Origin of the sequence: Nocardioides luteus (assembly GCF_000960475.2) — a bacterium.
GTDB lineage: Bacteria > Actinomycetota > Actinomycetes > Propionibacteriales > Nocardioidaceae > Nocardioides > Nocardioides luteus_A.
Genome location: NZ_JZDQ02000008.1, coordinates 99,415 through 124,927, shown reverse-complemented (window position 1 = coordinate 124,927; position 25,513 = coordinate 99,415). Strand labels below are relative to the sequence as shown.

Genomic DNA, 25,513 nt, shown 5'->3' with positions numbered 1-25,513 from the left:
TGTTGTCAACCAGCGGTTGCGAAGGGTCCGGCCACCGGGCTCTTTCGGGTGGCGGGCGGTGCGGCGTAGCGTCGGGGCTGCGGGTCCGGGAGTGGCTGATCCGAAGTGTCGATTCGCGGGGGCAGGTCGACCGCGCTGGATTCTTGAGACGCCCCGTAGTGCCCTCCCGGGTCCGCCTCACAAGCGCGTGCGGCATCTTTGACGAGCTGCTTGTAGATGGCGTCTGAGATGCGTCGCTTGAGACATCGCAGCGCTTCTTGGGGCTTCTTCCCGGCTGCTCGCTTGCGCCGGTAGTAGGCGCGTCCGTCGGTGTCGAGGCGCAGCTGGGTGACCGCGGCGATGTGGATCATGTGGTTGACCCGGCGGTTCCCGGCACGTGAGAGTCGGTGCCGGTTCTGCTCACCAGAGGAGGCATCCAGCGGCGCGGTGCCGGTCCAGGACGCGAACCGGTTGCGGTCGGCGAACCTGGCGATGTCGCCGACGTCGGCGAGGATTCTGGCGGCCACCACGGCACCGACCCCGTGAATGTCCATCAGCCGTGAATCGCGTGCCAGGACCATCGCCTTGAGTTCTGCGGTGGCCTTCTTGATCTTCGCCTCGACCGCGATCAGTTCGGCGAGTTCTTCGGCGGCGATGCGGCGGCGGGTCTTTCCGGCGATGTCCCTGGGGCGGACCGTGGCCAGCATGGCCTTGGCCTGACCGGTGGTGATGTCGCGTTTGACCTGACCAGGCAGGAGTTCTGCGAGCAGCGCCTGAAGTCGGCACACGGTTTGAACCCGACGCCTGGTGAGTGCTTCGCGTCGGTCGGTGAGCATCCGCATTGCCTCGAGCGCGCCGTCGACCTTCAGCACCCGCAGGTTCGTCGTGCGCACGGCCACGATGGCGACTGCGTGGGCGTCGTGGGCATCGGTCTTGCGGTTGTGGCCGGTGTCGAAGAGCCGGACACGTGCGGCGAGCTTGGCTGGCACGTCCACGACATGCTCGCCGGCTTCGAGGAGCCGCTGGGCGAGTGGACGCCCGGCACCATTGGCTCCCTCGACTGCCCAGATTCGACCCGGCCAGGCCTTGGCGTAGGCGCGCATCGAGGCGTAGCCGGCCTGATCGGTGGTGAAGCGACCAGATCCGAGGAGTTGCTCCTGGTGGTCGACGACCTCGATCGTTGCGGACAACTTGTGGGGATCGACTCCGATGACGACCTGCTCCATGCGCTACTCCCTGCGCTCGTTCCGGTTGGGACGGCGAGGTGGGCATTGCTACTACGAGCTGGGCAGTCCCCTCTTGAGCCACGCCTCGTCAGCGGTGCCCGGGGGCTGCATACCGGAATCGAGCCACACCCGCACGGGCGGGTGGGCAGCCCAATAGAGAGCGAGCCCACCGGGCACCTGGACCGAGTCTGGCCGGACGCCGGTCCTACCGGAATCCTCTAGTAGCCCAGAACGACGCGCTGCAACGGTATGGCTCCGCCGACGAGCGGGCGGGAGCCTCTGGATCCGCTTCAATTTCGTCGCGGCTGACTCCCCTCGCTGGGACTATGGACGCACGACAGGGTCTGACCGATCAGCGCGTGAAGTCGGTGCGTGATCCCTACGTCCACCCAGGTGCTCGATGCAGCAGCAGGATCGGCAACAGCGCGACCAGCGGCCCCCCAAACGACTTGTGCCTCAAGACCAGATGAAGGGAGACGAGTATGCCTCGAGGAAGGATGAGCCTGTCTTTTGCAAGCATCACATGCGACAGGTGCGGTGGCACCAGGCTGATGACTCAGCCGTGTCCCGAATGCGGACTCCTGCCCCGTCGACATGAGACACAGCCGGACCTCGAACGCCGCCGGAGGATCCTCCGAGAACTTCTGGATGCCGACGTACCACTTCCGCCGGCCAAGGACGACCTCACAGACGCCATCGCGTCGGTCCCGAAGCTGATCGCAGACATACGCGAAGCGTTGTCACATGCTGCTCGGAGAGGGCGAGATGCGCATGAGGTTGTTCAGGCGTTTGCCAAGCTGGACGCTCAAGTAGCGCATTGGTCTCGGCGTCACCCACGCCCGGGAACCAATCGAGCCCGCAGCTTTGGGCGTTCGCTAAGCCTTCTGCGCCAGGGCTATGGGATCTTTGCAGAAGCTCTCGGCGCGGAGACGATCCTGCTTGCTCAGGACTTGCAGGCCCGCGCGCAGCCGTTGATCGACGCCGCGGCCGACGAGATCGACAAGTTGAACGAGATCGGCGAAATTGAACGCTTGCTCGCCGGGCACGCCGCGTTCAGTCAGATAGGCGAATCAGCGCGCGCCGCCGCAGGGGGCGACGAGATGTTGGCGACCCTCGATGAACGACTTCGAAAATTGACCGGCGGATCCACTGATCCAGCGCAAATGGGAATCGGACTAAATCTCCTCTTGATGCGTCACCTCATGCTGGTCCTCTTTGATCTAGAGCAGGCGCTCGAAGTCGCGGACATCGCCGAAGGCGATATGGGCCAACTCCAACCTGTCTGCAACTCGCCGAAGTGGCAGGCCAGGCACGGTGTGGTCACCGCCCAGTTCTCCACCGCGGCATTCAAGCTTTCGACCATCGACGAGAGCAATGACCTCGAGGCCGCGACCACCGCCCTTCACCTAGTTATGCAATGTCGTGACGGCATCATCCGCCACTGCTTGGCCACGATGTTCGCGACGGATGACGCCGACTATGAACGCCTCCACCAGCAGGGTGCTGGCAAGCTCATCAAGCGCGCGATTCAGCGCTGGCCGGACCTGCTCCTCGAGGAGAACCTGTCTGAGCCTGTCCGCCACGCGGCGGCTCACTACGACTACGACATCGTCGACGACCACTTCATCACCCACTTGTCTCCGGGTGAGGAGTTCCGTCTTAGCATCGACGAGTTCCTTGATGCCGTGCTGGGCTACTTCCAAACAGCAGTGTCCCTCATGATGGCACTAACACGCGCCACAGCGACTCAAGGTATCGAGCTCGAGCTGTCCCGACACACTCCCGAGCGAGATCTGTTCAGCGTCATCTGCCTGATGCTCGGCTTCCTGGGTCTTAGCGACACAACCGTCGAACGGGAGGGCACCGTACTTCGCATAGCCGCCATCGGCGACCCGCAACAGTTGTCGACTGCCGCTGCGGCCATCGCGGCCGTATCCCCAGAGGACCTAACCCACGCCCAGGCAGCCATCAAATCGTCGAACGGCAGCGCTCACTCTTGGGAAGCCCCACTACAGCCGTTCCGTGAATACGCCCGAAGACCACCCTCAGCCAACCAGGTCGACGACGTCCTCGCGCTCGCACGAGTTGTCTCGACGATTCGGATTGACGGCGAGGCCGTCTGGAAGGGCGACACGTGGCGCGGCGTCGCCATGTTGGTCTTCAACGGAACCAAGGATATGCGGGTCGTCGAGCGCGTCCGCAGATTCAGGGAAGTTCGAGACCTTACGTTGGCTGCGGGCATGGCTGAGATCGCAGCCGGGCTAACTGCCATTCTCGAAGGCTTGCGAAAGGGTCAAGGGAACGATAGCCGCGAGCCAAACCCGTTCCAGCGACAAACCCCAAGAGGCAACACCCCTTGAGCCTTCAGTCGCGCCTCGCGATGCATCCCGTCCCTCGAAGCGGCTACTAGAACTGTCATGTCATTCGGTCCACTTTCACTGAGGCAGACAACCGGAGCCTCTGCGAGCGCGCCCCAATTCTGAGGGAGACACCTTCGAACGTCCCCACGAGAGCAGCGGGTCCAGACATCGACGGGTTGCGCCGCAGCCCGAAACGGTCGCACACCCTGCGACCAGTGCAGTTCTGCAGGTTTCGGCTTACCGCCGGCTGCTCGAGGTCCTTTGAGCCCCGGGATCTGCTGATGTGCGGTGCATTCTGGATGGCCATGACACTCTTGCTGCCATGAACGAGAAGAAGATTACGCCGAACGCGCTGCCATTGATCGTTCCGGCGCCGCCATCCATGTCAGGCCCCCTCGACACTTACTTAGCCTTCGACGCGAACCTAAGTTCGTTCGAGGACGTGCTACGTGCCTCCAGCTTATTGGCGATCGAAGATTCCCCAACCGATCGAATCCGCCGGGTTGTCGACCGCCTTGAATACCCTCTTCCAGATGCGGTCAGGGAGAAGTTTACTCAAGCCATCGGTCGACACCAGACCAAAGTCTTGAGAGAGTCGTTCAGCGACCCCCGCGACAAACGAGTGATCGAGATAATCGAGGACACCGAACCAGCTACAGACCCGAAATCTACGCGATTTGAAGTTGTATTCTTCATGGAAGTGGACCTCGACGACGAGGCCTGGGAAGCCCAACTACGCACTGCTCTTGACCCGCTAATACCTGGCGATCTTGACAAAGCTGCGGTCTTCAACAGCGTGTGGCGGGGGTTAGCTCATGTCGGGTCTCCGGGGCCATCGCTAAGGCGTGGCCTCCTCATGGCGGTCGTGGCTGCATTCGACACGTTCCTGTCACTCTCTGCGAAGACAGCAATCGAACAGCGTCCACAAATTCTGCGCAACGTGAACCGACAGTTCAGCAGTCGCGACGTTCTTGATGCCCAAAACTTGGACGACCTACGCTCAGCGATTGTCAACGACAAGCTGAGCCGGCTAGCCCGAGAGGGCTTTCCGGGCTACCAGAAGTTTTTCGCGAGCCTTCTCGGGGACAAAGGCAACTTGCAGACAGTACACGAGATCGTGGAACGACGCAACGTCTTCGTTCATCATGGCGGTCGCGTCAGTAACCAGTACCTGCAATGTCTTGCCGCCAATCAAGGAAAGCTTGTAGAGGGTGACGAGCTTGACGTGTCAGCCGCTTACCTCCGGCGCGCGATAGCGGAGTTTCGCGGCCTAGCTTGGAGTTTGTCGCAGGGGCTTGAAGCCTTATCTCCGAATATAGTCTTGTAAGTCGATGGAGCTACGCATCGGGCGGCAGGGCGGCCCTCCTGCGATTCTGCTCGTCTTACATCTCTATCGGCTGTTGGGCCGCCACGGCCACGCCGCGAACACCGCGCTCCGAACCTGCGTCCTTCCGCCGCCAGTGGGACGCACCAACTGTGTCGAGGCTTGAGGCGGTGGTGGACGGAGGTGCGAGTGGCCGATGCTGCGCCGATCGGCTGGAGCGCTGTGGACACCGGACAGCGACCGGCTGCGGACGCGACGAGCCTGAGACACATGGCCCTTTCAGCACTGCTCCCCACATCCACCAGTCCCGGATCGCAATCCCCGATTCGATGCGTCAGACGATGAGCTCGTTCTGCTCGGGCGTCGTCGTGGTGACAGTCCTCGGCGCCGACGCGACACCGACCGAGGCACGTCAGGCACACTGCAGGAGTGTCCGACCTTCTGCGCAGTCTGCTTGCCGCGCCGCCCGATCTGCCGGTCACCGCAGGCTTGGCCGCTCTCGGCCAGGCGCTTCGCGCCCGCGGAGCCGCGGTGGTCCACGCACCGCCGGGCACCGGCAAGACGACCTTGGTCCCGCCCGCGGTCGCCGAGGTTGTCGCCGGACGGGTCGTCGTCACGCAGCCCAGCCGCATCGCAGCCCGTGCTGCTGCCCGTCGGCTGGCGCACCTCCTGGGCGAACCGGTTGGCGAGACGGTCGGATACTCCGTGCGCGGAGACCGACGCACCAGTCGACGTACACGTGTCGAGATCGTCACGACCGGGCTGCTGCTCCGGCGGGTCCAACACGATCCCGAGCTGCCCGGCGTCGGCGCCGTCGTACTCGACGAAGTGCACGAACGCCACCTCGACGCGGATCTGACCCTGGCGCTGCTCATCGACATCAGGGCCAACCTGCGTGAGGACCTGGCGCTGGTGGCGATGTCGGCCACCATCGAGGCCGAGCGGACGGCCGCGCTGCTCGGTGGGGGCGGCACTCCGGTGATCCGGGTCCCGGGTGCGCTCCACCCGGTCGAGGCGATCTGGTGCCCGCCACCTGCGGGGGTACGCCGCACCGACGAGCGGGGCATCACCCCGGCCTTCCACGACCATATCGCATCGACCGTACGACGTGCGCTCGTCGAGCACGAGGGTGACGTCCTGGTCTTCGTGCCGGGTGTCGCGGAGGTCGAGGCGACCGTACGTCGCCTAGCCGGCGTGGACGCGGACGTGCACGCCCTGCACGGACGTCTGTCCTTCGCCGAGCAGGATCGTGCGCTCAGCGAGGGCCCGCGTCGACGAGTGATCGTCTCGACCGCGGTCGCCGAGTCGTCGCTGACCGTACCTGGGGTACGTGTCGTGGTGGATGCCGGATTCTCGCGCGAGCCGCGCACCGACCACCGCCGCGGACTGGCTTCCCTGGTCACCGTCGCGGTGAGCCGGGCAGCGGCCGAGCAGCGGGCAGGTCGGGCCGGACGGCTGGGGCCGGGGGCCGTGCTGCGTTGTTGGTCCGAGGCGGAGCACGCGCATCTGGCCGCTCATCCGGAGCCCGAGATCGCCACCGCCGATCTGACGGCCTTCGCCTTGGAGGTGGCGTGCTGGGGCAGTCTCGACGTGCGCGATCTGGCGCTGCTCGACCAGCCACCGGCGCATGCCTTGTCGTCGGCCAAGGAGGTGCTGGTGGATCTGGGGGCGATGGCCGAGGACGGCAGAGCCACCCCGCGAGGCCGGGTCATCGCCGGCGTGCCGACCGACCCCAGGCTGGCGCGTGCCCTCATCGACGGGGCTGGTCTCGTCGGAGCCAAGCGCGCCTCAGAGGTGGTCGCGATGCTGAGCGAGGACGTACGTGCTCCCGGCGGCGACCTGGTTGCCGCGCTCCGGTCGCTCCGTGGCAACCAGCGTGCGGGCTCGTGGCGCAGCCAGGCCACCCGCTTGGAGACGATCGTCGAGAAGCAGGGCACCACGGGCGGACGGAGCAACGCGTCGGACCATTCCCAGGCAGCCCGAGCACTCACCGATGACGTGGCGGTGGGGCTGGTGGTGGCCCTGGCGCATCCGGACCGGATTGCGCGCAAGCGTTCGAGTGCCTCGAGCTACTTGATGACGTCCGGAACGGGCGCGGCGCTCGATCCGCGTGCTCCGGGGCCCTTGGTCGGAATGGAGTGGCTCGCGGTCGGAGACGCGGAGCGACGGCCCGGGCAGCGTGAAGCCCGGATCCGATCGGCGGCCCCGCTCACCGAGGACCTCGCGCTGGAGGCGGCCGGGTCCCTGTGGACCGAGGTGGATGAGGTCACCTGGACCGAAGGGCGGGTGCTGGCTCGCCGACGTACGCTGCTGGGCGCGATCGAACTCCGCTCCGTCCCGCTCAGCGATCCACCCGCGCAGGCCGTGGCCGACGCGATCCGAGAGGCGGTGGCACGTGAGGGAATCGCTCTCTTCGCCTGGCCGGAGGCGGCCACGGCGCTGCGCGCCCGCCTCGACTTCCTGCACCGTACGCTCGGCGACCCGTGGCCCGACGTGAGCGACGCGGCACTGACGCAGAACCTCCAGTCGTGGCTCGGGCCCCAGCTGGCGCGGGTTCGCTCGGCCCAGGATCTTCGTCGCGTCGACGTGGCCACCGCGCTACTGGCGATGGTGCCGTGGCCGCAGGCAGGCAGGCTCGACGATCTGGCTCCCGAGCGAGTTCAGGTCCCCAGCGGGTCGAGCGTGCGGATCGACTACTCCGCCGAACAACCGGTGCTCGCTGTGCGCATCCAAGAGGTCTTCGGCTGGACCGCAGCGCCGGCCCTCGCGGACGGCCGGGTCCCGCTCCTGCTGCATCTGCTCTCCCCCGCGCGACGCCCGGCAGCCGTCACTGCAGACCTGGAGTCCTTCTGGGACAACGGCTACCCCGGCGTTCGTGCTGATCTGCGCGGGCGCTATCCCAAGCACGCCTGGCCGGAGGATCCCCGCAGCGCACCGGCCACCGCGCGTACGAACAACCCCCGCCGCCGAAGGTGAGCGGCCGGTCGACTCGCCGACCGACGTGGGCGAGCCATCTCTGCACATGAAGGAGACCCCGATAGCGTCGAGGGGTGGCCAGTCCTCGCCGATCCAGTGCTCGTCGCCGCGGCGGGCGTACGCGCCGTAGCGGGACGCGGCAACCGAGCCGGCCGCTGCCCGCCGTCGGTCCGGGCGAGCGGCTGTGGGTGCTCGACGTTCCTTACGGCACCCAGGTCGAAGGCGCCGCATGGCACCCGGGAGTCAAGACGCACCTGTACGTCGGGCGCGCGCTGCCGGCGCACCTCGCGCCCTACGCGCCGCGTCCGTACACGCTCGGTCGGTTCATCGAGAGCACCCTCAGTCCCGACATGCCGACACGGAGCCCCGAGCCGACCGACGCGCTCGAGCCGCGGCAGATCCAGTACGAGGCTGCTGACGCTATCGCGGCGCGTGCTGCGGCAGGCGGACGGCAGTTCCTGCTGGCCGACGAGCCCGGCGTGGGCAAGACGATCTCCGCGGTCCTCGGGGCGACAGCGGTGGGCGACCTCCGCGGTGCGCGACGGGTGCTGGTCGTGGCCGACCGCCCTGCCGCGATCACGATCGGCCACTGGTGCCGCACGATCGCCGCGCTTGGCGACGGCGGTCTCGAATGGGTCGTGATCACATGGGACCGCCTGGAGAAGGTCAAGGATCACGCGTGGGACGTGATCATCGCGGACGAGGCGCACGCGCTGCGACGTACGACGACGAAGCGGTGGAAGCTCTGGGCGCGGATCTCGGGCCACGGGCGGCCACACGACAAAGCCCCCTTCATCATCGCGACGACCGCGACGCCCGGGCACACGCCGCTCGACCTGCCCTACCTCGCCCCGGCCTATGCGCAAGTCCTCGGCGAGCCGATGCAGGAGTGGACCTCGGCGACCCAGCCCGGCGCCACGTTCGCCACCGCGCTCGAGCGCAACGGGATCGGGATCGAGCGGGGACGCTACGGCGCAACCTGGACCTCCGACCCGGCGCGGCGCGCCGCCGACCTCAAGCTGGTCCGCGGCTGGCTCGAGGACGAGCGACCGCCCGCGATGCTGCACCGCGCGGCACCATGGGGACCGGTGCCGATCTCCGGCATGCCGGTGGCACTCACGCCGTCGGAGCGGACTGCGTACGAGGCCGAATGGGGAGAGTTCTGCCGCGAGATGGACATCGCCCGGCGTGGCCGCAATGTCGCAAAGGGGCGGGCAGCGCTGCTGCGCTTCCGACAGAAGGCCGGGCTGATACGCGTCGACTCCACGGTCGCCTGGATCGTCCAGCAGGTCGAGGCCGAGCGACAGGTGGCGTGCTCGGTCGAGTTCGTCGCGACCGCCGCCGACCCGATCGCCGACCGACTGCGTGACTCCGGCCTCGAAGTCGCCACGATCTACGGCCGCGACCGGTTCGACGCAGAGGCCGAGCGGCTCCGGTTCCAGACCGGACAGGCGAAAGTCTGCGTCTTCACCACTGTCGCCTCGATCAGCCTGCACGCCGGCGAAACCCTCGCCGACGGTCGCCGGGCCAGCAGCGAGCCGCGGGTCGGCGTCTTCCACCAGGCCCGCTTCTCAGGCATCGCGGGACGGCAGGTGACCGGCCGCACCCACCGCGACCACCAGCTCTCGCCGTGGCACATCGCCTACGCCGAGGGCACCGTCGAAGAGCAGGTCGGCAGGGTGATGGTCGAGCGGATCGCTGCCGCCTCTGACACGGTGGGAGGCGACACCACCGGCCTCGCCGGCGTCGCCCACCTCCTCGGCGCCGACTGGCTTCCCTCCGCCACCCTGACCGAGGGCGGCGACTGACCTCTCGGCTCCTGCAAGTCACACCGTCACCGTGGAGAAACCTATGCAGGGCTGGCGCCGCATTCCGCCGCGAGCGCGCTACATCGCCGCGATGGGTCACTCACCGAAGGGGCGGGCGGTCGAGGTCTCCCGTTCCTAGGGCGTCGTCGTGGCGAGGAGGCGTCGCGCACGACGACCCAGATCGCTCAGATCCACCCGACCCTCCTCAGCCGCGGCCGCCAGACGCGCGGCGAGGTCCATTGCCTCGTCGAGCGCGGGTGCGGTGGCCGCGGACTCCTGGCCCATATCGCGAAGGATCGTGATCTCGGTCCGAGACGCGATCAAGGGGTCGGTGACCCCGTCGATCCAGACTCGAGTGCGGCGGCCATCACCGCGTTCCTCCCCGGTGATGCGCTCCAGGGCGAAGATGCGGTCGGCGCGCGCGAACTTTCCGAAACCCAATGCCACCATCCGGGAGTCCGATGCCATGTAGTCATCTTGCCATTACGCAGCGAACTTCGATCTGGCGTGCAACCCCGGCTGGCAGAGAGGTTCTACGTCGCACCGCCGCGAGGGGACATCCGAGGAGGCCTTCAGCCACCACAGACGAATGTCGGACTCAGCCCAACCGGGGGCCGAGAACCACGGACCTTGGGTATGGCGTCCCAGCACGCAGAGGGGTAGACAGGGAACTACCGGCGGTGCCGGTCGGGCACTGCCCTGTCCTAGAAAGGAGCGGGCTGTGTACGCACGTTCCACTACGTTCCACGGAAGTCCCGGCAACATCGACGCGGGCATCACGTTCGTCAAGAACGAGGCCGGGCCCACGCTCGACAGCATCGAGGGCTGTCGCGGCCTCTCGATGCTGGTCGACCGCGAGACCGGCCAGTGCATCGCGACAAGCTCGTGGGAAGACGAGGCGGCCATGCGCGCCAGCGATGAGCAGCTTCGTCCGCTACGCGATCGGGGGAAGGACATCCTCGGCGGCTCCATGCAGGTCGACGAGTGGGAGATCGTCGTCATGCACCGTAACCACCACGGCGAGTGCGCCCGAGTCAGCTGGCTGCAGGGTGACCTCGACACCATGACCGAGACCTTCCGGGTCGGGATCCTTCCCCAGCTCGAGCAGACCGACGGGTTCTGCAGCGCGAGCCTGCTGGTGAACCGGTCCTCCGGCCTGGGCTGCGCCACCACGGCCTGGGAGTCCCGCGCCGCGATGGAAGCAAGCCGCGCGGCGGCCAACGACATGCGCAACCGGACCGCGAGCGACGCGGGCGGCGACATCGTCGACGTGCACGAGTTCGACCTCGCGTACGCCCACCTGCACGTCCCCGAGATGGCCTGACGTCCACGCCTCTTCGCCGAGCCCGCCCGGGCCGGGCTCGGCCACGCCATCAGGACCCCCTGCTCAGCGCACTTCCCGGCCTGCGCCATCGCGCCGCGACCCGGAAGCAAGATGCCCGCAGGCGGTGCTTGCTACTCCAGATCGGTCAGATCCTGTCGTGAAATCGCTGACGAGCCCACGGCCTGGGAGGACACTGACAGTAGGGGGAGTTTGAAGCGAGGAGCCGCGGATGAGTCGGCAGATGACCATCACGATCCACGATCCTGATGTGGAGCGTCTCGAGGAGTTCAGTTCGGTCCTGCGCAGGGAACTGCTGGACCTCGGCGTCGACGATGTCGAGCGCGCGAGCGCGGGCGAGGCGCCCGCCGGCACCCGTGGCATCGACCTGGCGGCGATCGGGGTGCTGATCGTGGCCTTCCAGGAGCCGCTGGTCGCGGTGACCGCCATCGTGGGGGCGATACGGGGATGGATGTCCTCCAGCCGCGGTGCCCACGCGGTGGAGCTCACCATCGGCGACCAGACGCTCAAGATCGACTCGGCGTCGCGGGAGCAGCAGGATCGACTCATCGATGAGTTCGTCGCCGCCCTGCACGCGTCAGAGGAGGCGGGCCCGCCTGCTTCCTCGCCGGCGCCATGACCACGGGGCGGCGCAGCGCGCTGGTGGTGGCGAACGACACGTACCACGACCAGCGGTTGAGCAGGCTTCGCGCGCCCGCCACCGACGCCGAGCAGCTGGCCGGCGTACTCCGGAACGCCGAGATCGGCGGCTTCGAGGTCGAGGTGTCGCTCAACGAGCCGGAGCATGTGGTCCGGCGTAAGGTCTCGACCTTCTTCGACGACCGCGGGCCCGACGATCTTCTCCTGCTGCATCTCTCGTGCCACGGGGTGAAGGACGAGGACGGGCGGCTCTACTTCGCGACGCCGGACACCGAGATCGACCACCTGGACGCCACGTCCCTGCCCGCCGACTACGTGAACCGGCAGATGACGAAGAGCCGGTCCCGGCGCATCGTGCTGCTCCTCGACTGCTGCTACAGCGGCGCGTTCGCGCGCGGGATGATGAATCGCGGCGACGAGCGCATGGACATCATGGAGCGCTTCGACGGCCGCGGGCGGATCGTGCTGACGGCGTCGAGCGCGATGGAGTACTCGTTCGAGGGCGACCAGCTCGCCGGCCAGGGGAAGCCGTCGGTGTTCACCTCGGCGCTGGTCGAGGGCCTGGCCACCGGCGAGGCGGACCTGGACCGTGACGGGTTCGTGTCGGTCGACGAGCTGTACGACTTCGCCTTCGACCGGGTGCGGACCGTCACGCCGTCGCAGACTCCGGGCAAGTGGGTCTTCGACGTGCAGGGGGACTTCTTCATCGCCCGCAGCAACCGCCCGCCTGAACCGGTGGACCTGTTGGCCGACCTGCGTGGTGCCATCTCCAGTCCGTTCACCAACGTACGTCTCGGTGCGGTCGAGGAGCTGGCAGCGCTGCTGGACGACGAGGACCCCGCCCGCGCCGCCGCGGCCCGTGCGGTGCTGGACGAGATGGCTGAGCACGACACACAGCGTGTCGTACGTGGGTCGGCCGAGCGAGCTCGCAGGCCCGAGCCTCCTCCCCCACCGCCACCGCCAGCCCCGGTGCAGCCGACCGTCGCGCCGCCCCCACCGGAACCACCTGCACCGGCGGCCGAAGTCCCTCTCGCACGCGAACCCGAGCCCGAACGCGAGCCCGAGCCCGAGCCCGAGCACAGACCCGAGCACAGACCGCGGCCGGTGGCAGCGACCGAGCCCCCGCCCCCATCGTGGGGGCCGACCGCCGCATCACTGGCTGCCGTAGCGCTTCTGGCGGCGGTCCCGTTGCCGCTGCTGGCCGACTCCACGACTGCCTGGAACTCGTTCGCGGTCGTCGCGCCGTTCGAGGCAGCGCTCGCAGCCGTTGCCCTCCTCCTCGCGGCGGGCCGACTCCGCCGTCAGCAGCTGCCCACCGCCGGCGCAGCAGGACTGTTCCTGGTGGTCGGAATCCTCATGGCCGCCGCCGGCATCGGACTGGTGAAGTTCTCCGTCGAGGACATCGGCGTCATCGGTGCCGTCCTGGGCCTGCTCGTCGTAGGCGGCGCCGTGGTGGCCGTCGTGGCAGGCCGGGCGTGCCTGAGCGTCTCCTCGACGGACCGCGATCATGGGAACGTCGAGCCCGTCTGGCTCGTATCGGCCCTGGCGGGCACAGGGCTGGCCGTCCTCGCGCTGTTCCTCCCCTACGACGGCTACAGCTCGTTCTGGACCGAGGTCGAGGAAGGCGCGAGCGCCGAGTACATCTTCGAGCCGGTGGCCGTGGTCGGCTGCCTGGCCGTCGGCCTGCTGACGCTCTCCTCCCGGCGTCGGTTCGCGACCGCCGTCCTGCTCTCGGCCGGTACCCTCGCCGCGGTCCACTACCTCGGGGTCGTCCTGGCGGCCTTGCAGGCGATCGGCGAGCAAGGCGAGGTACGTGCCGCCGGATGGATCGGCATCGCCGGCGGCCTCCTGGTCGCCTTCGCGGCATTGCAGATCCACGGGTCGCTGACACGAGGTGGCGCGGGGTCCGGCACAAGCTGACGCCAACCCGTCGCAAACGATCGGCCCCTCAGCCCCCGCCGGCGTGCGCGTCGGCGGGAATGCGGATCGAGGCCACCACTTCCTCGTCGGGGTCGTCCGTGTCGAGCGTCTCGTACCCGCGGACCCGGTGGATCTTCACCACGATGTCCGTGAACCCGTCGGCGGAGCTCGTCTGGAACTCCAGGAAGTGCTTGAAGAACGGGGGCTCGTCGAGCGAGTAGATCTCGGAGACGAACCTCTGGATCGGTCCGAAGGGCGGGTTCAGACCGGGGAAGGCGATGTAGGCGCGGCGCTTGGCCCACCAGCCGACGCCCTTGACCGCTGCCGGCTCGGCGCCGACCCGGTCCCTCTCGGCCTGGATGATCCTCTTCGCGTCCTGCTCGCTGATGAAGTCCTTGTAGGCACCAGGACCGTCGCGGTAGAGGCCGTCGAACCACGCCTTCGGGTCGACGAACAGCGAGTACGCACCGAGGAACACGAGGTGGGCCAGGAGGATGGCGAAGCCGACGGCGATCGTGATGAAGAGGGCGGCGCCGACGGCGACAGCCGGCCAGGACGTACGCAGCCAATCGGCGATCCCGCTCGGCACTGGACCGGTGCCGTCGAGCAGGCCGGGTACGGCCGCGCCCAGCAGAAGGATCCCGGCGACCAGGAGTCCGACGACCGTCAGTCGCCGGTGCCAGGCCGGGTGGTCGCGACGCATCCAGTCGCTGATGAACAGCCAGACCGCGGCAGCCACCAGGAGCGCCGGCAGCCCGAAGCAGGCCTGCAGCACCGCGGCCGGTGCCGTCCCGATCCACTCGCGCACCGATGGCAGATTCAACAGATACGCCGCCGCGGCCCAGATGATCATCACCACCGGAGCCGCAGCGAGCACAGCGCCGCGGACCCACCCCCGATAGCCGATCCAGGTGTTCCGTCGAGTCTCGAGATCGGCGATGTGCCGGGTGCGCAGATCCGGGATCATCATCAGCCCCACGATCACCGCCGCGATCACGACCAGTGGGAGGAGGCTGAGCAGTCCGCTCCAGAACAGCAGCGGCGGCAGGTCGTGGTCGCTCATCACCCGCAGCATCTCCCCCGCGACGACGGCGGCCTGCGCGCCGGTGGCCCACCAGACCGAGCGGTTCAGCCACCGGGCCGCATCGTCGCCGAGCACGTTGCCGACGTTGCGGTCGTGGAGCCACCCCTTGCCCATGACGACGAGGTAGGCGACGAGCGCCACCACCAGCAGCCAGATCTCCCCGCCGGGCGGTTCGGAGCTGCGTACGTCCAGCATCGTCGGGATCGCCGCCAGGGCCGCGAGCGCGACCACGGTGAGCAGGAACGCGAGGTCCTTCCACCAGCCCGCAGCCTGGTCGACGGGGTTCCACCAGCGCGTCATGCGCAGGACCCACGCGTTGAGGCAGACCCACAGCGTGCAGGTCACGTAGAGCCACAGCATCGCCTCGGCATCGTCGTCCGGCAGGACCTGATGCAGGAAGAGCGTCGCCAGGACCCCGGCGACGAGGGCGTCGAGGCGGAAGAGCAGGCGCCACCAGAACCGCGTACGGCCAGGCCGCCTCGGCAGCAGGTGCAGCATCACCAGCGCCATCATCGCCACCACGGCGACACCGCCCGGACCGACGCGAGGGCCCGACGGATACAGCGTCCACCGCGCCCAGCCGCCGTTGGCGAACCACGTGCCCAGCGCCAGGCCGGCGCCGAAGAAGAGGATGCTGAGCATCAGCCGCCAGATGCTCGGGACGAGCTGCTGGGCGAAGAAGGACAGGGACTCGTGGGACCGCGGGAAGAGCTTCTCCTGGGTCGGCGGGAACGTCGTCTCCACCCGCGGGTCCGGCTCCGCCGTCCTGATCGGGTGGGTCGCGTGGGTGTAGGCACCGCCGCCACCGGTGACGATGTGCCACAGGCCGCGCCGGGCGCCGGTCTGCGTGTCGGTCGGTGGTTCGTAGAGCTGGAAGTTGTGGGTGTCGCCCCCGATCGTCGCCACGAACCCCTGCGCCGGGTCGGCCACGACGCGGTAGACCGGGTCGGGCACCGTTCCCTGCTCGCCGGGGACGGAGCATGTGCGCACTCCCCCGTTGACCACCAGCGGCTTGCCGGTCATCAGGATCTTCGGCTTGCCCTCACCCAGCGACGTCAGCCAGTCCATCTGGGCCTGGTCGATCGAGCCGTCGATGCCGGTGTCGATGCACACCAGGCGTACGTGCTCGGTCTCGATGACGAAGTATGGCGCCGGCTGCAGCTGGGCCTCCGGTGCCGGGTCACCATCGGGCTCCGGCTCGCCCCAACGCGCCGGGGCGTTGGTGTCGTCCGGTTCGCTGGGTGTGCGCCACATGATCCGGCCGAAGCGGTCCCGGATCCGCGGCCCCAGCCCCAGCCCGTCGTCGAACGACGGCGCCAGGAGCACGCCGGGCCAGGTCGGCGGCTGCTCCGCCGCGTACAGGAACTGGTGGGCGAAGCCGTAGAGCCCGTCGTACCAGTCGTGGTTGCCCGGCACCGCGTAGACCGGGACGTTCTCGGGCAGCGCGAACTCGTCCCGCACCTCGGCCGGCGCCTGGAGGCCCTCCACCCGGTTGGACCGGTACGGCTTGTAGAACCCGTCCACGTAGTCGTTGACGTTGCCGGACGGGTAGATCACGTCGCTCAGGACGAGCACGAAGCCGGCCTGGTCCCGGTCCGAGCGCCCACGCGCGGCTCGCGCCAGGGCGGGCGCGACGACGTACTGGGACGGGTCCTGCTCGCCGGTGTCGCCGATGACCAGGAACCTCGAGACCCCGGCGGCGGGGATCGTCAGAGGCACGTCCTTCTTGGTCCAGTACGTCCGCAGGTCCTCCACCAGCCCCTGCGTGCCCTTCCCCAAGACGTCGTTGACCGAGTCGACGAGGGTCCGTGCGGTGATCCAGGAGAGGCTGTTCCACTTGGTCGGGTCGCTGTGCAGATAGGCCTTGGTGCGAGCCCAGTCCACGCTGCCGGTCCGGGCGTCGTCGCCCTGAGCCATGGACATCCCCTCCAGAGGACCGGAACTGGTCGGCTTGGACCCGTGCAACCGCATGAAACAGGTCTAGACAGCGTCCCACGCGGCGCGTCGGTAGCACATGGGACTCCCCCAGATTGGCGTATGACAACCCCTCGACGCCGGACTGATGATGAAAAGGCAAACCCTCACGACATCTCGGCCTTCCTGGCCACACGTCTGGTTGAGCGGAACGCCAACCGCAGCTTCGGTGCCACGGCAGGTCAGGTCAGGGGCATCGAAAGACGGAAGGAACAGAGGTCATGAAGCTTTGGATCGGAAGCTGTGCCATCGCGGCGGGGCTCGTGCTGGCGGGAGCCGGCGCCGCGAGCGCTGCGGAGGTGAACGGCAACGGCAGCGACATCCCCGCACCCGAGCACGCCTCCTCGGAGTGCGTGTTCTCCGGCCAGGACACCGCGGACTCCATCGAGAACAACCCGCCAGGTTTCGACGACGACGCACTAGCCGCACGAGGCAACCAGAGCCCCGCCGGCGTCGACCGCTACAACGGGGTGCAGAGCTACGGCATCTTCGTACGGGCCGGGCTCAAGGAGTTCGTGCCGTCGCCCGGCGAGGCCTGCCGGGGCAACTGACGGCTCGGCTCAGTCGGGCGGCGAGTTCCGGAACTGGAACTGGACGCGTACGTCGTCGTCCAGCCGGACCAGGATGGTCGTGCCACCGGCGCTCCAGGTGTCGGGCACGAGGAACATCCGGTCGTCGCCCTGGATCAGCAGCCTCAGCCGCCAGTAGCGGAAGCGGTAGTCGTCCTCCTCGGCATCCGGGCGTACGACCTCCTGGACCCCTGCGGTGGCCGGGATGTGCATGCGCTCCCGGGTGTCGAGGACGACGCTCGGGAGGCTGCGCAGGTTGCGGGCCTGCTCCATCGCCAGGCCCCGGCCGGTCCACTGCGCGGTCGTGGCCGTCGCCCAGATCACGCACGCGGCGACCCCCACCCAGAGCAGCACGATCCGCGGTTCGAGGTTGCCGCGGAGCCTGAGGGCGTACGCCACGAGCGCCGCGCCACCGCCGAGCAGCACCGGCGTCACCAGGGAGTAGTAGGCCCAGCCGCCGACGACGGTGAACGCCGCCAGCAGCGCCGTGCCGACCGCCAGCAGGACCAGCCCGGCGCCGAGGACGGCCGTGACCAGCCGGCGGAACCACCCGTCCGTGGCATGTCCGCGGACCCAGTGGTCGAAGGCCACCACCGCGACACCACCGAGCACCAGGATCAGCATCGGGGTCAGCAGCGGCTGCGGGCTGCGCATGACGTAGTCACGGGTGCTGAGGCCGATCACGTCGACGTCGAGGCCGAAGTAGTCGTACTGGGCGCGGGCGGCGACGTACCCGAAGTAGAAGAGGACGGCGCTGATCAACGTCACCGGCGCGACGAAGCTCGTCGCCAGGCTCACCCAGCGATCGATCCCCGTCGGCGGCGTCTCGGACATGGCTCAGCCGGTCTCTGTCGACTCGGACGGCTCGGTGTCGACCTCCGGCGCCTCCAGCGTCACCTCGGTGTCGCCGCCCTCGACGTTCTCGAGCTCGCAGGGCTCGACCGAGCAGGTCATCTCGCCGGCGAGCCGGAGCACGGCGTCCTCCCCCTGCTGCTCATCGGTCCAGGGCACCAGGGAGCGCAAGGCGACCTGGCAGGCGGTCGAGCCCGAGGTGAAGACGAACCCGTCCAGGCAGGACGCGCCCTCGCACGACGCCTCCGGCGCCGGCTCGAAGACCTCCGGCTCGACGTCGTAGTCGGTGACCCGGACCGAGACACCTTCGGGGACCGAGGGGTTGTTGCCATCGGGCCAGAGCCAGCTGACGTCGGCGCAGACCACACCGGGACTGCCGTCGAGCGGGAACGACCCACCGCCGATCGGGAGCGTCGGCACAGGCACAGCCACCGGCTCGTCGGTATCCGTCGGATCGTCGGGATCGGGGTCCACGTTGCCGGTCGCCGCCGAGCTCGCATCCGTGATCTCCACCTCCGACCCTCCCGACCCGTCGTCGGTCGAGCCGCAGGCGGCAAGGAGAAGCAGTGTGCTGGCAATGCCAGCGAGGAGTGAACGACTCATCCACATGATCAACACCTCCTGGTAACAAGGAGGTACGACTGCGGGCGGCTGATACCCGCTCGTCGAGAGGCAGCTCGGCCGTGGTCTCAGTGCACGTCGTCGACGATGGCCACAGCGCGCGTCCAGCCGCCGGAGGCGGCCTCCACCTTGACGGGGAAGCAGCTCACCTGGAACCCGGTCGAGGGGACGGACTCGAGGTTGTGCAGCTTCTCCAGGTGGCAGTAGCCGATGTCCCGCCCCACCCGGTGGCCCTCCCAGATGATCGCCGGGTCGTGCGAGTGCGCGAACCGGGCCGCGGTGTGCGCGAACGGCGCGTCCCAGCTCCAGGCGTCGGTGCCCGTGAGACGAACCCCTCGCTCGAGCAGGTAGAGCGTCGCCTCGCGGCCCATCCCGCACCCTGAGGTCACGTAGTCGTCTTCTCCGTAGCGCGCACCGGCGGAGGTGTTGACGACGACGATGTCAAGCGGCTCGAGCTCGTGACCGATGCGCTCGAGCTCGGCCTCGACGTCGGCTGCGGTTGCGACGTACCCGTCGGGGAGGTGACGGAAGTCGAGCTTGACCGCGGGCCTCAGGCACCAGTCCAGCGGGACCTGATCGATCGTCATCGCCTTCTGGTCGCCGTTCATCACCGCGGAGTAGTGGTAGGGCGCGTCGAGGTGGGTGCCGTTGTGCGTGGTCGCCCGCACCCACTCGAAGGACCACCCCTCGCCGTCCGGCAGGTCGTCCACGGTGACCCCGGGAAACATGCTGAGCAGCATGGGCACGGTGTCGGCGTGGTCGTGGTACTCGATGTCAGGCCCCAGTCCCGGCGGATCAGACGCGATCCCGGTCTGCAGGGGCACGGAGATGTCGATGAGTCGGCGCATCCGACTTCCTTTCTGTGAAGCGTGGGGGCTCAGCAACCGGAGGACAGGGGCAGGACGTCGACCCCGGGACGTACGACCTGCCGCGTCTCGCCGAGCCCTCGGCCGGCGAGGCTGACGACGTCGCCCGGCTTCAGCCATCGGTCGAAGTCCGCCATGTCCGGGGTGTCGACGTGCTCGAGGAGGCAGCCGCCCGGCACCGTGCCGGATCCGATCACGTCACCGGGGTGGAGGTCGACGCCGCGGGAGACGAAGGCGATCAGCTCGCCCAGGCTCCAGTCCGTACGGTCCAGGCTGCCGTGGGTGATCTCCTCGCCGTTCACGCTCGCGGACAGCTCCAGTGCCAGCCGTCCGTCGCGGCGGTAGGGCTCGAGCTCGTCGACGGTGACCAGTGCGGGACCGAGCGTGATCGCGCTGTCCTTGCTCTTGCCCATGCCGATGCCGAGCGCCAGATCGCGGACCTGGTGGTCGCGGGCGGTCCAGTCGTTGAACAGCGTGAAGCCGACGATGTGCGACTCGGCGTCCCGGGGATCGAGGTCGCGGCCGCCACGGCCGAGAACCATCCCCACCTCGAGCTCGAGGTCGAACATCCGGCTGCCCGGGGCGACCGGGACGTCGTCGTACGGCCCGACCACCGCGGCCGCGTTGGAGAAGTAGAACGCCGGGACCTGTGACCATGCCGAGTCCAGGTCCTCATTGCGCCCGAGCGCGCGATAGCAGCCGCGAAGGTGGTCGAGGAAGCAGAGACCGTCCCGGATGGACGGCGGCCGGGGCAGCGGCGACAGCAACCGTACGTCCGCGGTCGCGCGCACCTCCTCCGGCTTCCGTCGAGCGGCGTCACCTGCCTCGCCGAGGGTGCCGGCATCACCCTCGAGGAGGGACAGGAGCGTCACGCCAGGGGCCAGGCCGAAGATCTCCTCGCCGTCCAGGATGCCTGTCCGAGGTCCGGCTCCCGCGTCGTAGGTCACCCACCTCATGCGGTGACCCGGGCGTTCTCGACCGCCTTGCGGGCCTCGGCGTAGAAGGCCTGGGTGACGGGGTCGATCGCCGCCCAGGCACCTGGAGGCGTGCCCGGCAGGTCGCGCCCCGCCTGCCGGAGCCGCCCGAGGATCTGGTCCGAGGCGGCGTCGACCTCCGCGGCGAGACGATGCCGGTCGATGCCGGCCAGCTCGCCGTCGCGCTTGACCACCTTCCCGTCGACCAGGACGGTGCGTACGTCTGCAGCCGAGGTCTGGAAGACGAGGGTGGCGTACGGGTCGACGACCGGGTGCTGCTCGACGGCCGAGCCGCCGACGAGCAGCACATCGGCGCGCTTCCCGGGCGTGAGCGAGCCGATGCGGTCGCTCATCCCCATCGCCTCGGCCGCGTTGACCGTGCTCCAGGTGAGCGCCTCGCGCGCGGTGGTGCTGACCTTCTCGGGCATCTGGTCTGCGAAGTTGAAGCGGTCTGCGGCGTCGGCGCGGGCGACCGAGAGCCCGAAGCGCAGCTCGTGCCACAGGTCTCCGCTGTTGAGCGACACGACGTCCACGGACAGGGTCGGCCTGACCCCGTGTCGCGCACAGCGCTGGAAGACCGGGCGGCCGAACCCCATGTTCATCTCGGTCTGGACGGAGATCGACACCTTGCCGCCGCTCCGGGCGACGGCCTCCCACTCCTCGTCACCGAAGGAGCAGCAGTGCACGTGCACCATGTCCGGACCCAGCAGCCCGAGCGCGTCCATCTCGACGATGCCGTTGGCCAGGGGGCTGCCGAAGACGCACCCGGCATGGTTGACGAGCAGCGCCTCACGCTCCCGGGCAGCGGCCAGCTCCGCGACCGTGTCGGCCCAGGGCAGGCCGAACAGCTCCGAGAGCGAGACGCCGAGGGTGACCAGGCCGTCGGAGGCGAAGTAGGTGTCGGCGATGCGGTGGAAGTCCGCGATCCGGGCGGCATGGTCTCCGAACCTGCTCCCCTCGGGGGAGCTCTCGAAGAAGCCGTAGCAGAACGCGGCGCGGTTGCCGGCCTCCAGGTGGCCCTGCACGGCGGCGTCGGAGTGGTCGGGCGTGTTGTTGCAGTGCGAGAAGTCGAGCAACGTCGTGACCCCGGCGTTCAGGGCATCGAGCGCCCCGAACCTGTTGCCGAGACGTACGTCCTCGGGGGTGAACTCCGGTGAGACACCGAGCCGGATCCCGAAGTAGTAGTCGGCCAGCGTCCAGTTGGCGCAGATCCCGCGCACCAGGGACTGCCAGGTGTGGCGGTGGGTGTCGATCAGCCCCGGCATCACGATGTGGCCGGTGGCGTCGATGATCTCGGCGTCCTCGACCGGGAGCGAAGGAGCGACCGCCACGATGGCGCCGTCCTCGATCAGAACGTCGCCCGAGGGCAGGTCCCCGACCGTGGGGTCCATGGACACGACGTGGCCGTTGCGGATCAGGGTGCGATGTGTTGTCACTGTGACCTCCGACACTTCGATGTGGTTGTCGAGAAGCATGCGGGGATCGAGCCGGCCGGGCATGTGCCAAATCGGTTGCGCCAGGCGCTGGCGCCGGCCCAGCGGTCCAGGTATCAAGGAGAGAGCCGAGAACACCGCCGTTCGAGTGGACCGCCATGGACATTCAATCGCTTCGCTACGCGCTCACCCTTGCCGAAGAGCTCAACTTCAGCCGGGCCGCCGGCGTGCACTACATCGCCGCCCAGCCGTTCGGCCGCCGGATCCAGCGGCTCGAGCGAGAGCTCGGTGTCCGCCTCTTCGACCGCTCGAGCCACCACGTCTCTCTCACCCCCGCCGGAGAGCGGTTCCTGCCCCGGGCGCAGCGTGTCCTCGCCGACCTCGAGGCGTTGATGCGGCTGGCCGAGGACGACAGCCCGGAACGTTCTCTACGCGTCGGAGTGCTCGGCTTCGGGCTCGCCGACCGCTGGCCCGCGATCCGAGGTCTCCTCGGCCGCCATCACCGGGACCTCGTGCTCTCCTACGTCGAGCTCAACTGGGAGAACCAGTACGACGCCGTGCGCACCGGCGAGGTGGACGTCGCGGTGGTCCACGACGTCGGCGGTGCCGACGACCTTCTCGTCGAGCGCGTCATGGACACCCAGCGCTACGCGGTCGTCCCGGCCGAGTCCGATCTCGCGCACGCGCCCTCCCTCACCGTGCGCGACGTCGGCGACCGACCATGGGTCCTCCCGGCAGGCCAGCCCGGCCTGGCCGCTTGGGTGGGCGAAGGTGTCCAGGTCGGCGTCGAGGTACGCTCCCCCGCCGCCACCCCGGCTGCGGTCGTCACGACCGGCTTCATCGGCATGCACGGCGAGCCGGCCATCCGCTTCCTGCCGCACCCGGGCGTCCGATACGTGCCCCTCCAGGGTTCCCCCGCCGCCGTCGCCGTCGCCACCGGCGCACACGACCGACGCGACGCCGTGGTGGCCTTCCGGAGTGCGGTCCGGGCCAGCGCTGCCCTGGACGGCTTGGTCCCAGCCACCCTGGATGAAACCGCCTAGCTGCCCCAGACCTGCGCAGCGACCTCAGACGATGCCGAGCACGGAAACGTCCAGCTCGGGCAGGAGGGACATCTCCTCGGCGACCTCAGATGCGCGCTCGCGAACCGCTTCCGAAGCCATCGTCTCGGCGATGAGCTCCTGCAATCTTTCCACCTCACCGCCCTGAGGAATGTGGAAGGCGGAGCCTCCGGAGTTGGGCAGGGCGGTCCCGACACCTGCCTCCACAACGGCGGCGGCGTTCGCGCCCTGATCTGCGAAGAGGGGCACGATCACCTGCGGGATGCCCGCAGCAAGCGCGTCGAGGACAGTTCCCGATCCGCCGTGATGGAGGATCACCGCCGCCCGGGAGAGAACGTCGGCGTGGTCGGCCCAGGTCTCGATCCGTACGTTCGGGGCAGCAGCGATCTGTGCAGGGTCGAGGTCGTGGCCCACGGTGAACACGGCGCTGACCGGAAGAGCGCCCAGAACCTTGGCGACGATCTCGAACCACGGTCGCATCGGGGGCATCGTGGGCGCGACGGTGCCGAGGGTCGCATACACGGAGCGTGGACTGACGTCGCGCGCGAGGGGCTCACCGACCCGGTAGCGCACCACAGCCAAGAACGGCGAGGGGTCGAGGCTTGCGGGGAACCTGGTCAGGATCGGCGACTCGACGATCTCGCGGTGCAGCCCTGGTCTCCAGTCCTCGAGCACCGGCGCCGCCGTGCTCTCGAAGAACGCGATCTCCGCGGAGAGGCTGACACCGAGCCGCGCGTGGGGAACTCCCGCTTCGGCAGCGGCCAGTGCAGATGCGTACTCGGCGGGGTCCCGCAGCACCAGGTCGGGCCGCAGGTCATCGATCGCGGCACGAACTGCCGGGATCATCGCCCCGGAGTTGAGCCGCCCGAAGAGGTCCCGCAGCACCAGCTCCCGCGACACCTCCATCGTCGATTCGGCCACCCGCTGCCAGATCGCCGCCACCGACTCTGGGTCTGGCGCGGCCCCGGCCCGGAAGTCGAACCCGCCGGCGGCCGCCGCCAACCCGGGCGGCCCCACCACCGTGACGTCGTGCCCTTGCTCGGCGAGGCGTTTCAACCAGGGCTTCATCGGGTTGAAATGACCGGCGCCTGCGGTTGATACGCCCAGGATGCGCATGCTGTGCACTGTGCCCGGAACCGACAAGGTCCGGCAAGCTTCTTTGTCCTCCTCGCTGGAACGCAGATCCTCCATCTGGGCGATGCCGACGAACGCCCCCGCTGACACGCTGGCGAACGAGCAACGGTAGAGGGCGATCGGAGGCCGACCCATGCGGCACATCTTCTACACCGGTAACGGCACCGCGCCTCCGGGCGTCGCGCGTCCTCATGTCGGCCGCTTCTTCACGGTCGAGGACGACGGTGCTCTGCGCTACTTCCGGTACGACGGATTCGGCGAGCAGGACCCGACGGGCGCGAACGGCTTTGTCGGGAACAACTCCGGCAACCAGATCGGCCGGGGCTTCGGCCACTTCCGCCATGTCATGGGCGGCGGCAACGGCATCATCCTCGCCGTCGCGCCGAACGGGGACCTCACCTGGTTCAGATACACCGGGGCGGGCGAGCACGACCCCACCGGGACCAACGGCTTCGTGGAGAACAACCCCGGCAACGTGATCGGCAACGGCTTCCAGAACTTCCGCCACCTGTTCGTCTCACCCCGCGAGGGGCAGACCACGGCGACCACCATCTTCGCCGTCGCCGAGAACGGTGACCTGCTCTGGTTCCAGTACGAGGGCCACGGCGAGCACGACCCCACCGGCGTACGCGGCTTCCCCGGACCCAACCAGGGCAACCAGATCGGCAACGGCTTCCTCGGCTTCAGCCGCATCGTGGGTGTGGGCGACGGCGCGTTCCTGGCGATCCGGGACAACGGCGACATGCTCTGGTTCCGCTACACCGGCAACGGCGAGCTCGATCCGTCCGGAACCAACGGGTTCGTGGAGAACAACTCGGGCAACCAGATCGGCAACGGCTTCGACACGGTGCGGCACCTGTTCGGCGGCATGACCGACCGCCCCGGCCTCGAGGGACAGCCGGCGCCTGCGCGCATCTTCTACTTCGTCGATGCGAACGGTGACCTGCGCTGGCTCCGCTACGGCGGCAACGGCGAGCAGGACCCGACCGGGTCGTCGGGATTCGACGGCCCCAACCAAGGCAACCAGATCGGCAACGGCTTCTCGGCCAGCACGATGGACACGAGCAACATCCCGCGAGACCCGGTCGAGCGCCTGGGATCGGCCATCGAGTCCGCCAACCAGGAATGGAAGGCGTTGCCGGAGGAGGAACGGCAACAGCCCGAGTCGCTCCCTGCGCCGGAGCCGTTGGCAGTCCTGTGCGCGCAGTACAAGGAGTCGGCGGCCCTCATGCACGCCGAGGCCCGCAGCGCCAGCCAGGCCGGTTTCGTTCAGCTCGCGAAGGTCGCCACCGAGCTCGCCGACGAGTACGACGAGTTCGTCCGCATCGCCTGTCCCCCACCCGTGGAGTGAGCCGAGCCGACCACGGGTGT

Annotated in this window: 19 protein-coding genes; 10 read left to right on the top strand and 9 right to left on the bottom strand. The window is 68.6% G+C overall.

The annotated features are described in order from the left end of the window. Positions 1–5 precede the first annotated feature (5 nt). Positions 6–1,205, bottom strand: coding sequence for an IS110 family transposase (locus UG56_RS07430; protein ID WP_045547480.1), 1,200 nt, complete (start codon positions 1,203–1,205; stop codon positions 6–8). 950 nt (positions 1,206–2,155) lie between these two features. Between UG56_RS07430 and UG56_RS07425 the strand changes: the two genes are divergently transcribed. The 4 genes from UG56_RS07425 (at position 2,156) to UG56_RS07415 (ending at position 9,673) form a co-directional block, all read left to right on the top strand. Next, positions 2,156–3,565, top strand: a complete 1,410-nt coding sequence (locus UG56_RS07425) for a hypothetical protein (RefSeq protein ID WP_045547481.1) — start codon at positions 2,156–2,158, stop codon at positions 3,563–3,565. A 322-nt stretch (positions 3,566–3,887) separates the two neighbouring features. Continuing rightward, positions 3,888–4,892 (top strand): hypothetical protein, encoded by a 1,005-nt coding sequence (locus UG56_RS27835; RefSeq protein ID WP_143054946.1) that lies wholly within the window; start codon positions 3,888–3,890, stop codon positions 4,890–4,892. A 426-nt stretch (positions 4,893–5,318) separates the two neighbouring features. After that, the gene (gene hrpB, locus UG56_RS07420; protein WP_218145158.1) at positions 5,319–7,865 is read left to right on the top strand and encodes an ATP-dependent helicase HrpB; all 2,547 of its coding nucleotides are present in this window, start codon (positions 5,319–5,321) and stop codon (positions 7,863–7,865) included. 74 nt (positions 7,866–7,939) lie between these two features. After that, positions 7,940–9,673 (top strand): helicase, encoded by a 1,734-nt coding sequence (locus tag UG56_RS07415; RefSeq protein ID WP_045547482.1) that lies wholly within the window; start codon positions 7,940–7,942, stop codon positions 9,671–9,673. A 135-nt stretch (positions 9,674–9,808) separates the two neighbouring features. Here the strand turns inward: UG56_RS07415 and UG56_RS07410 are convergent, their stop codons facing one another. Continuing rightward, complete coding sequence (locus UG56_RS07410; RefSeq protein ID WP_045547483.1) at positions 9,809–10,141, bottom strand: hypothetical protein; 333 nt, start codon at positions 10,139–10,141, stop codon at positions 9,809–9,811. Positions 10,142–10,394: 253 nt separating this feature from the next. Here UG56_RS07410 and UG56_RS07405 point away from each other — a divergent pair, with 253 nt between their 5' ends. From UG56_RS07405 to UG56_RS07395, 3 genes are all read left to right on the top strand, one after another. After that, entirely contained in the window at positions 10,395–10,997 is a 603-nt protein-coding gene (locus tag UG56_RS07405) for an antibiotic biosynthesis monooxygenase family protein (RefSeq protein ID WP_045547484.1), read from the top strand. A gap of 241 nt (positions 10,998–11,238) precedes the next feature. Beyond that, on the top strand, positions 11,239–11,634 hold the full coding sequence (locus tag UG56_RS07400; RefSeq protein WP_045547485.1) for a hypothetical protein: 396 nt from the start codon (positions 11,239–11,241) through the stop codon (positions 11,632–11,634). Further along, positions 11,631–13,574, top strand: coding sequence for a caspase family protein (locus UG56_RS07395; RefSeq protein ID WP_052693238.1), 1,944 nt, complete (start codon positions 11,631–11,633; stop codon positions 13,572–13,574). The genes UG56_RS07400 and UG56_RS07395 overlap by 4 nt, the downstream gene beginning before the upstream one ends. Positions 13,575–13,602: 28 nt before the next feature. Here the strand turns inward: UG56_RS07395 and UG56_RS07390 are convergent, their stop codons facing one another. Continuing rightward, positions 13,603–16,575: a metallophosphoesterase gene (locus UG56_RS07390; RefSeq protein WP_177191434.1), complete on the bottom strand. Its 2,973-nt coding sequence runs from the start codon at positions 16,573–16,575 to the stop codon at positions 13,603–13,605. A 278-nt stretch (positions 16,576–16,853) separates the two neighbouring features. Between UG56_RS07390 and UG56_RS07385 the strand changes: the two genes are divergently transcribed. Next, entirely contained in the window at positions 16,854–17,183 is a 330-nt protein-coding gene (locus UG56_RS07385) for a hypothetical protein (RefSeq protein WP_045547487.1), read from the top strand. Between the two features lie 9 nt (positions 17,184–17,192). On the opposite strand, the gene UG56_RS07380 is transcribed toward UG56_RS07385, so the two are convergent. From UG56_RS07380 to UG56_RS07360, 5 genes are all read right to left on the bottom strand, one after another. Then, a complete protein-coding gene (locus tag UG56_RS07380; protein WP_045547488.1) occupies positions 17,193–18,035 on the bottom strand; it encodes a hypothetical protein in 843 nt (280 codons plus the stop codon). A gap of 3 nt (positions 18,036–18,038) precedes the next feature. Then, positions 18,039–18,566, bottom strand: a complete 528-nt coding sequence (locus UG56_RS28265; RefSeq protein WP_045547489.1) for a hypothetical protein — start codon at positions 18,564–18,566, stop codon at positions 18,039–18,041. 176 nt (positions 18,567–18,742) lie between these two features. Beyond that, complete coding sequence (locus UG56_RS07370; protein WP_045547490.1) at positions 18,743–19,522, bottom strand: cyclase family protein; 780 nt, start codon at positions 19,520–19,522, stop codon at positions 18,743–18,745. A gap of 29 nt (positions 19,523–19,551) precedes the next feature. Continuing rightward, complete coding sequence (locus tag UG56_RS07365; protein ID WP_045547491.1) at positions 19,552–20,496, bottom strand: fumarylacetoacetate hydrolase family protein; 945 nt, start codon at positions 20,494–20,496, stop codon at positions 19,552–19,554. Then, positions 20,493–21,950, bottom strand: coding sequence for an amidohydrolase family protein (locus UG56_RS07360; protein ID WP_052693246.1), 1,458 nt, complete (start codon positions 21,948–21,950; stop codon positions 20,493–20,495). Before UG56_RS07360 ends, UG56_RS07365 begins: the two co-directional genes overlap by 4 nt. Before the next feature lie 155 nt (positions 21,951–22,105). Here UG56_RS07360 and UG56_RS07355 point away from each other — a divergent pair, with 155 nt between their 5' ends. Beyond that, positions 22,106–22,990 (top strand): LysR family transcriptional regulator, encoded by an 885-nt coding sequence (locus UG56_RS07355; RefSeq protein ID WP_045547492.1) that lies wholly within the window; start codon positions 22,106–22,108, stop codon positions 22,988–22,990. 24 nt (positions 22,991–23,014) lie between these two features. On the opposite strand, the gene UG56_RS07350 is transcribed toward UG56_RS07355, so the two are convergent. Then, positions 23,015–24,124 (bottom strand): glycosyltransferase, encoded by a 1,110-nt coding sequence (locus UG56_RS07350; RefSeq protein WP_071326947.1) that lies wholly within the window; start codon positions 24,122–24,124, stop codon positions 23,015–23,017. A 151-nt stretch (positions 24,125–24,275) separates the two neighbouring features. Here UG56_RS07350 and UG56_RS07345 point away from each other — a divergent pair, with 151 nt between their 5' ends. After that, entirely contained in the window at positions 24,276–25,493 is a 1,218-nt protein-coding gene (locus UG56_RS07345) for a tachylectin-related carbohydrate-binding protein (RefSeq protein ID WP_045547493.1), read from the top strand. Positions 25,494–25,513: the final 20 nt, after the last annotated feature.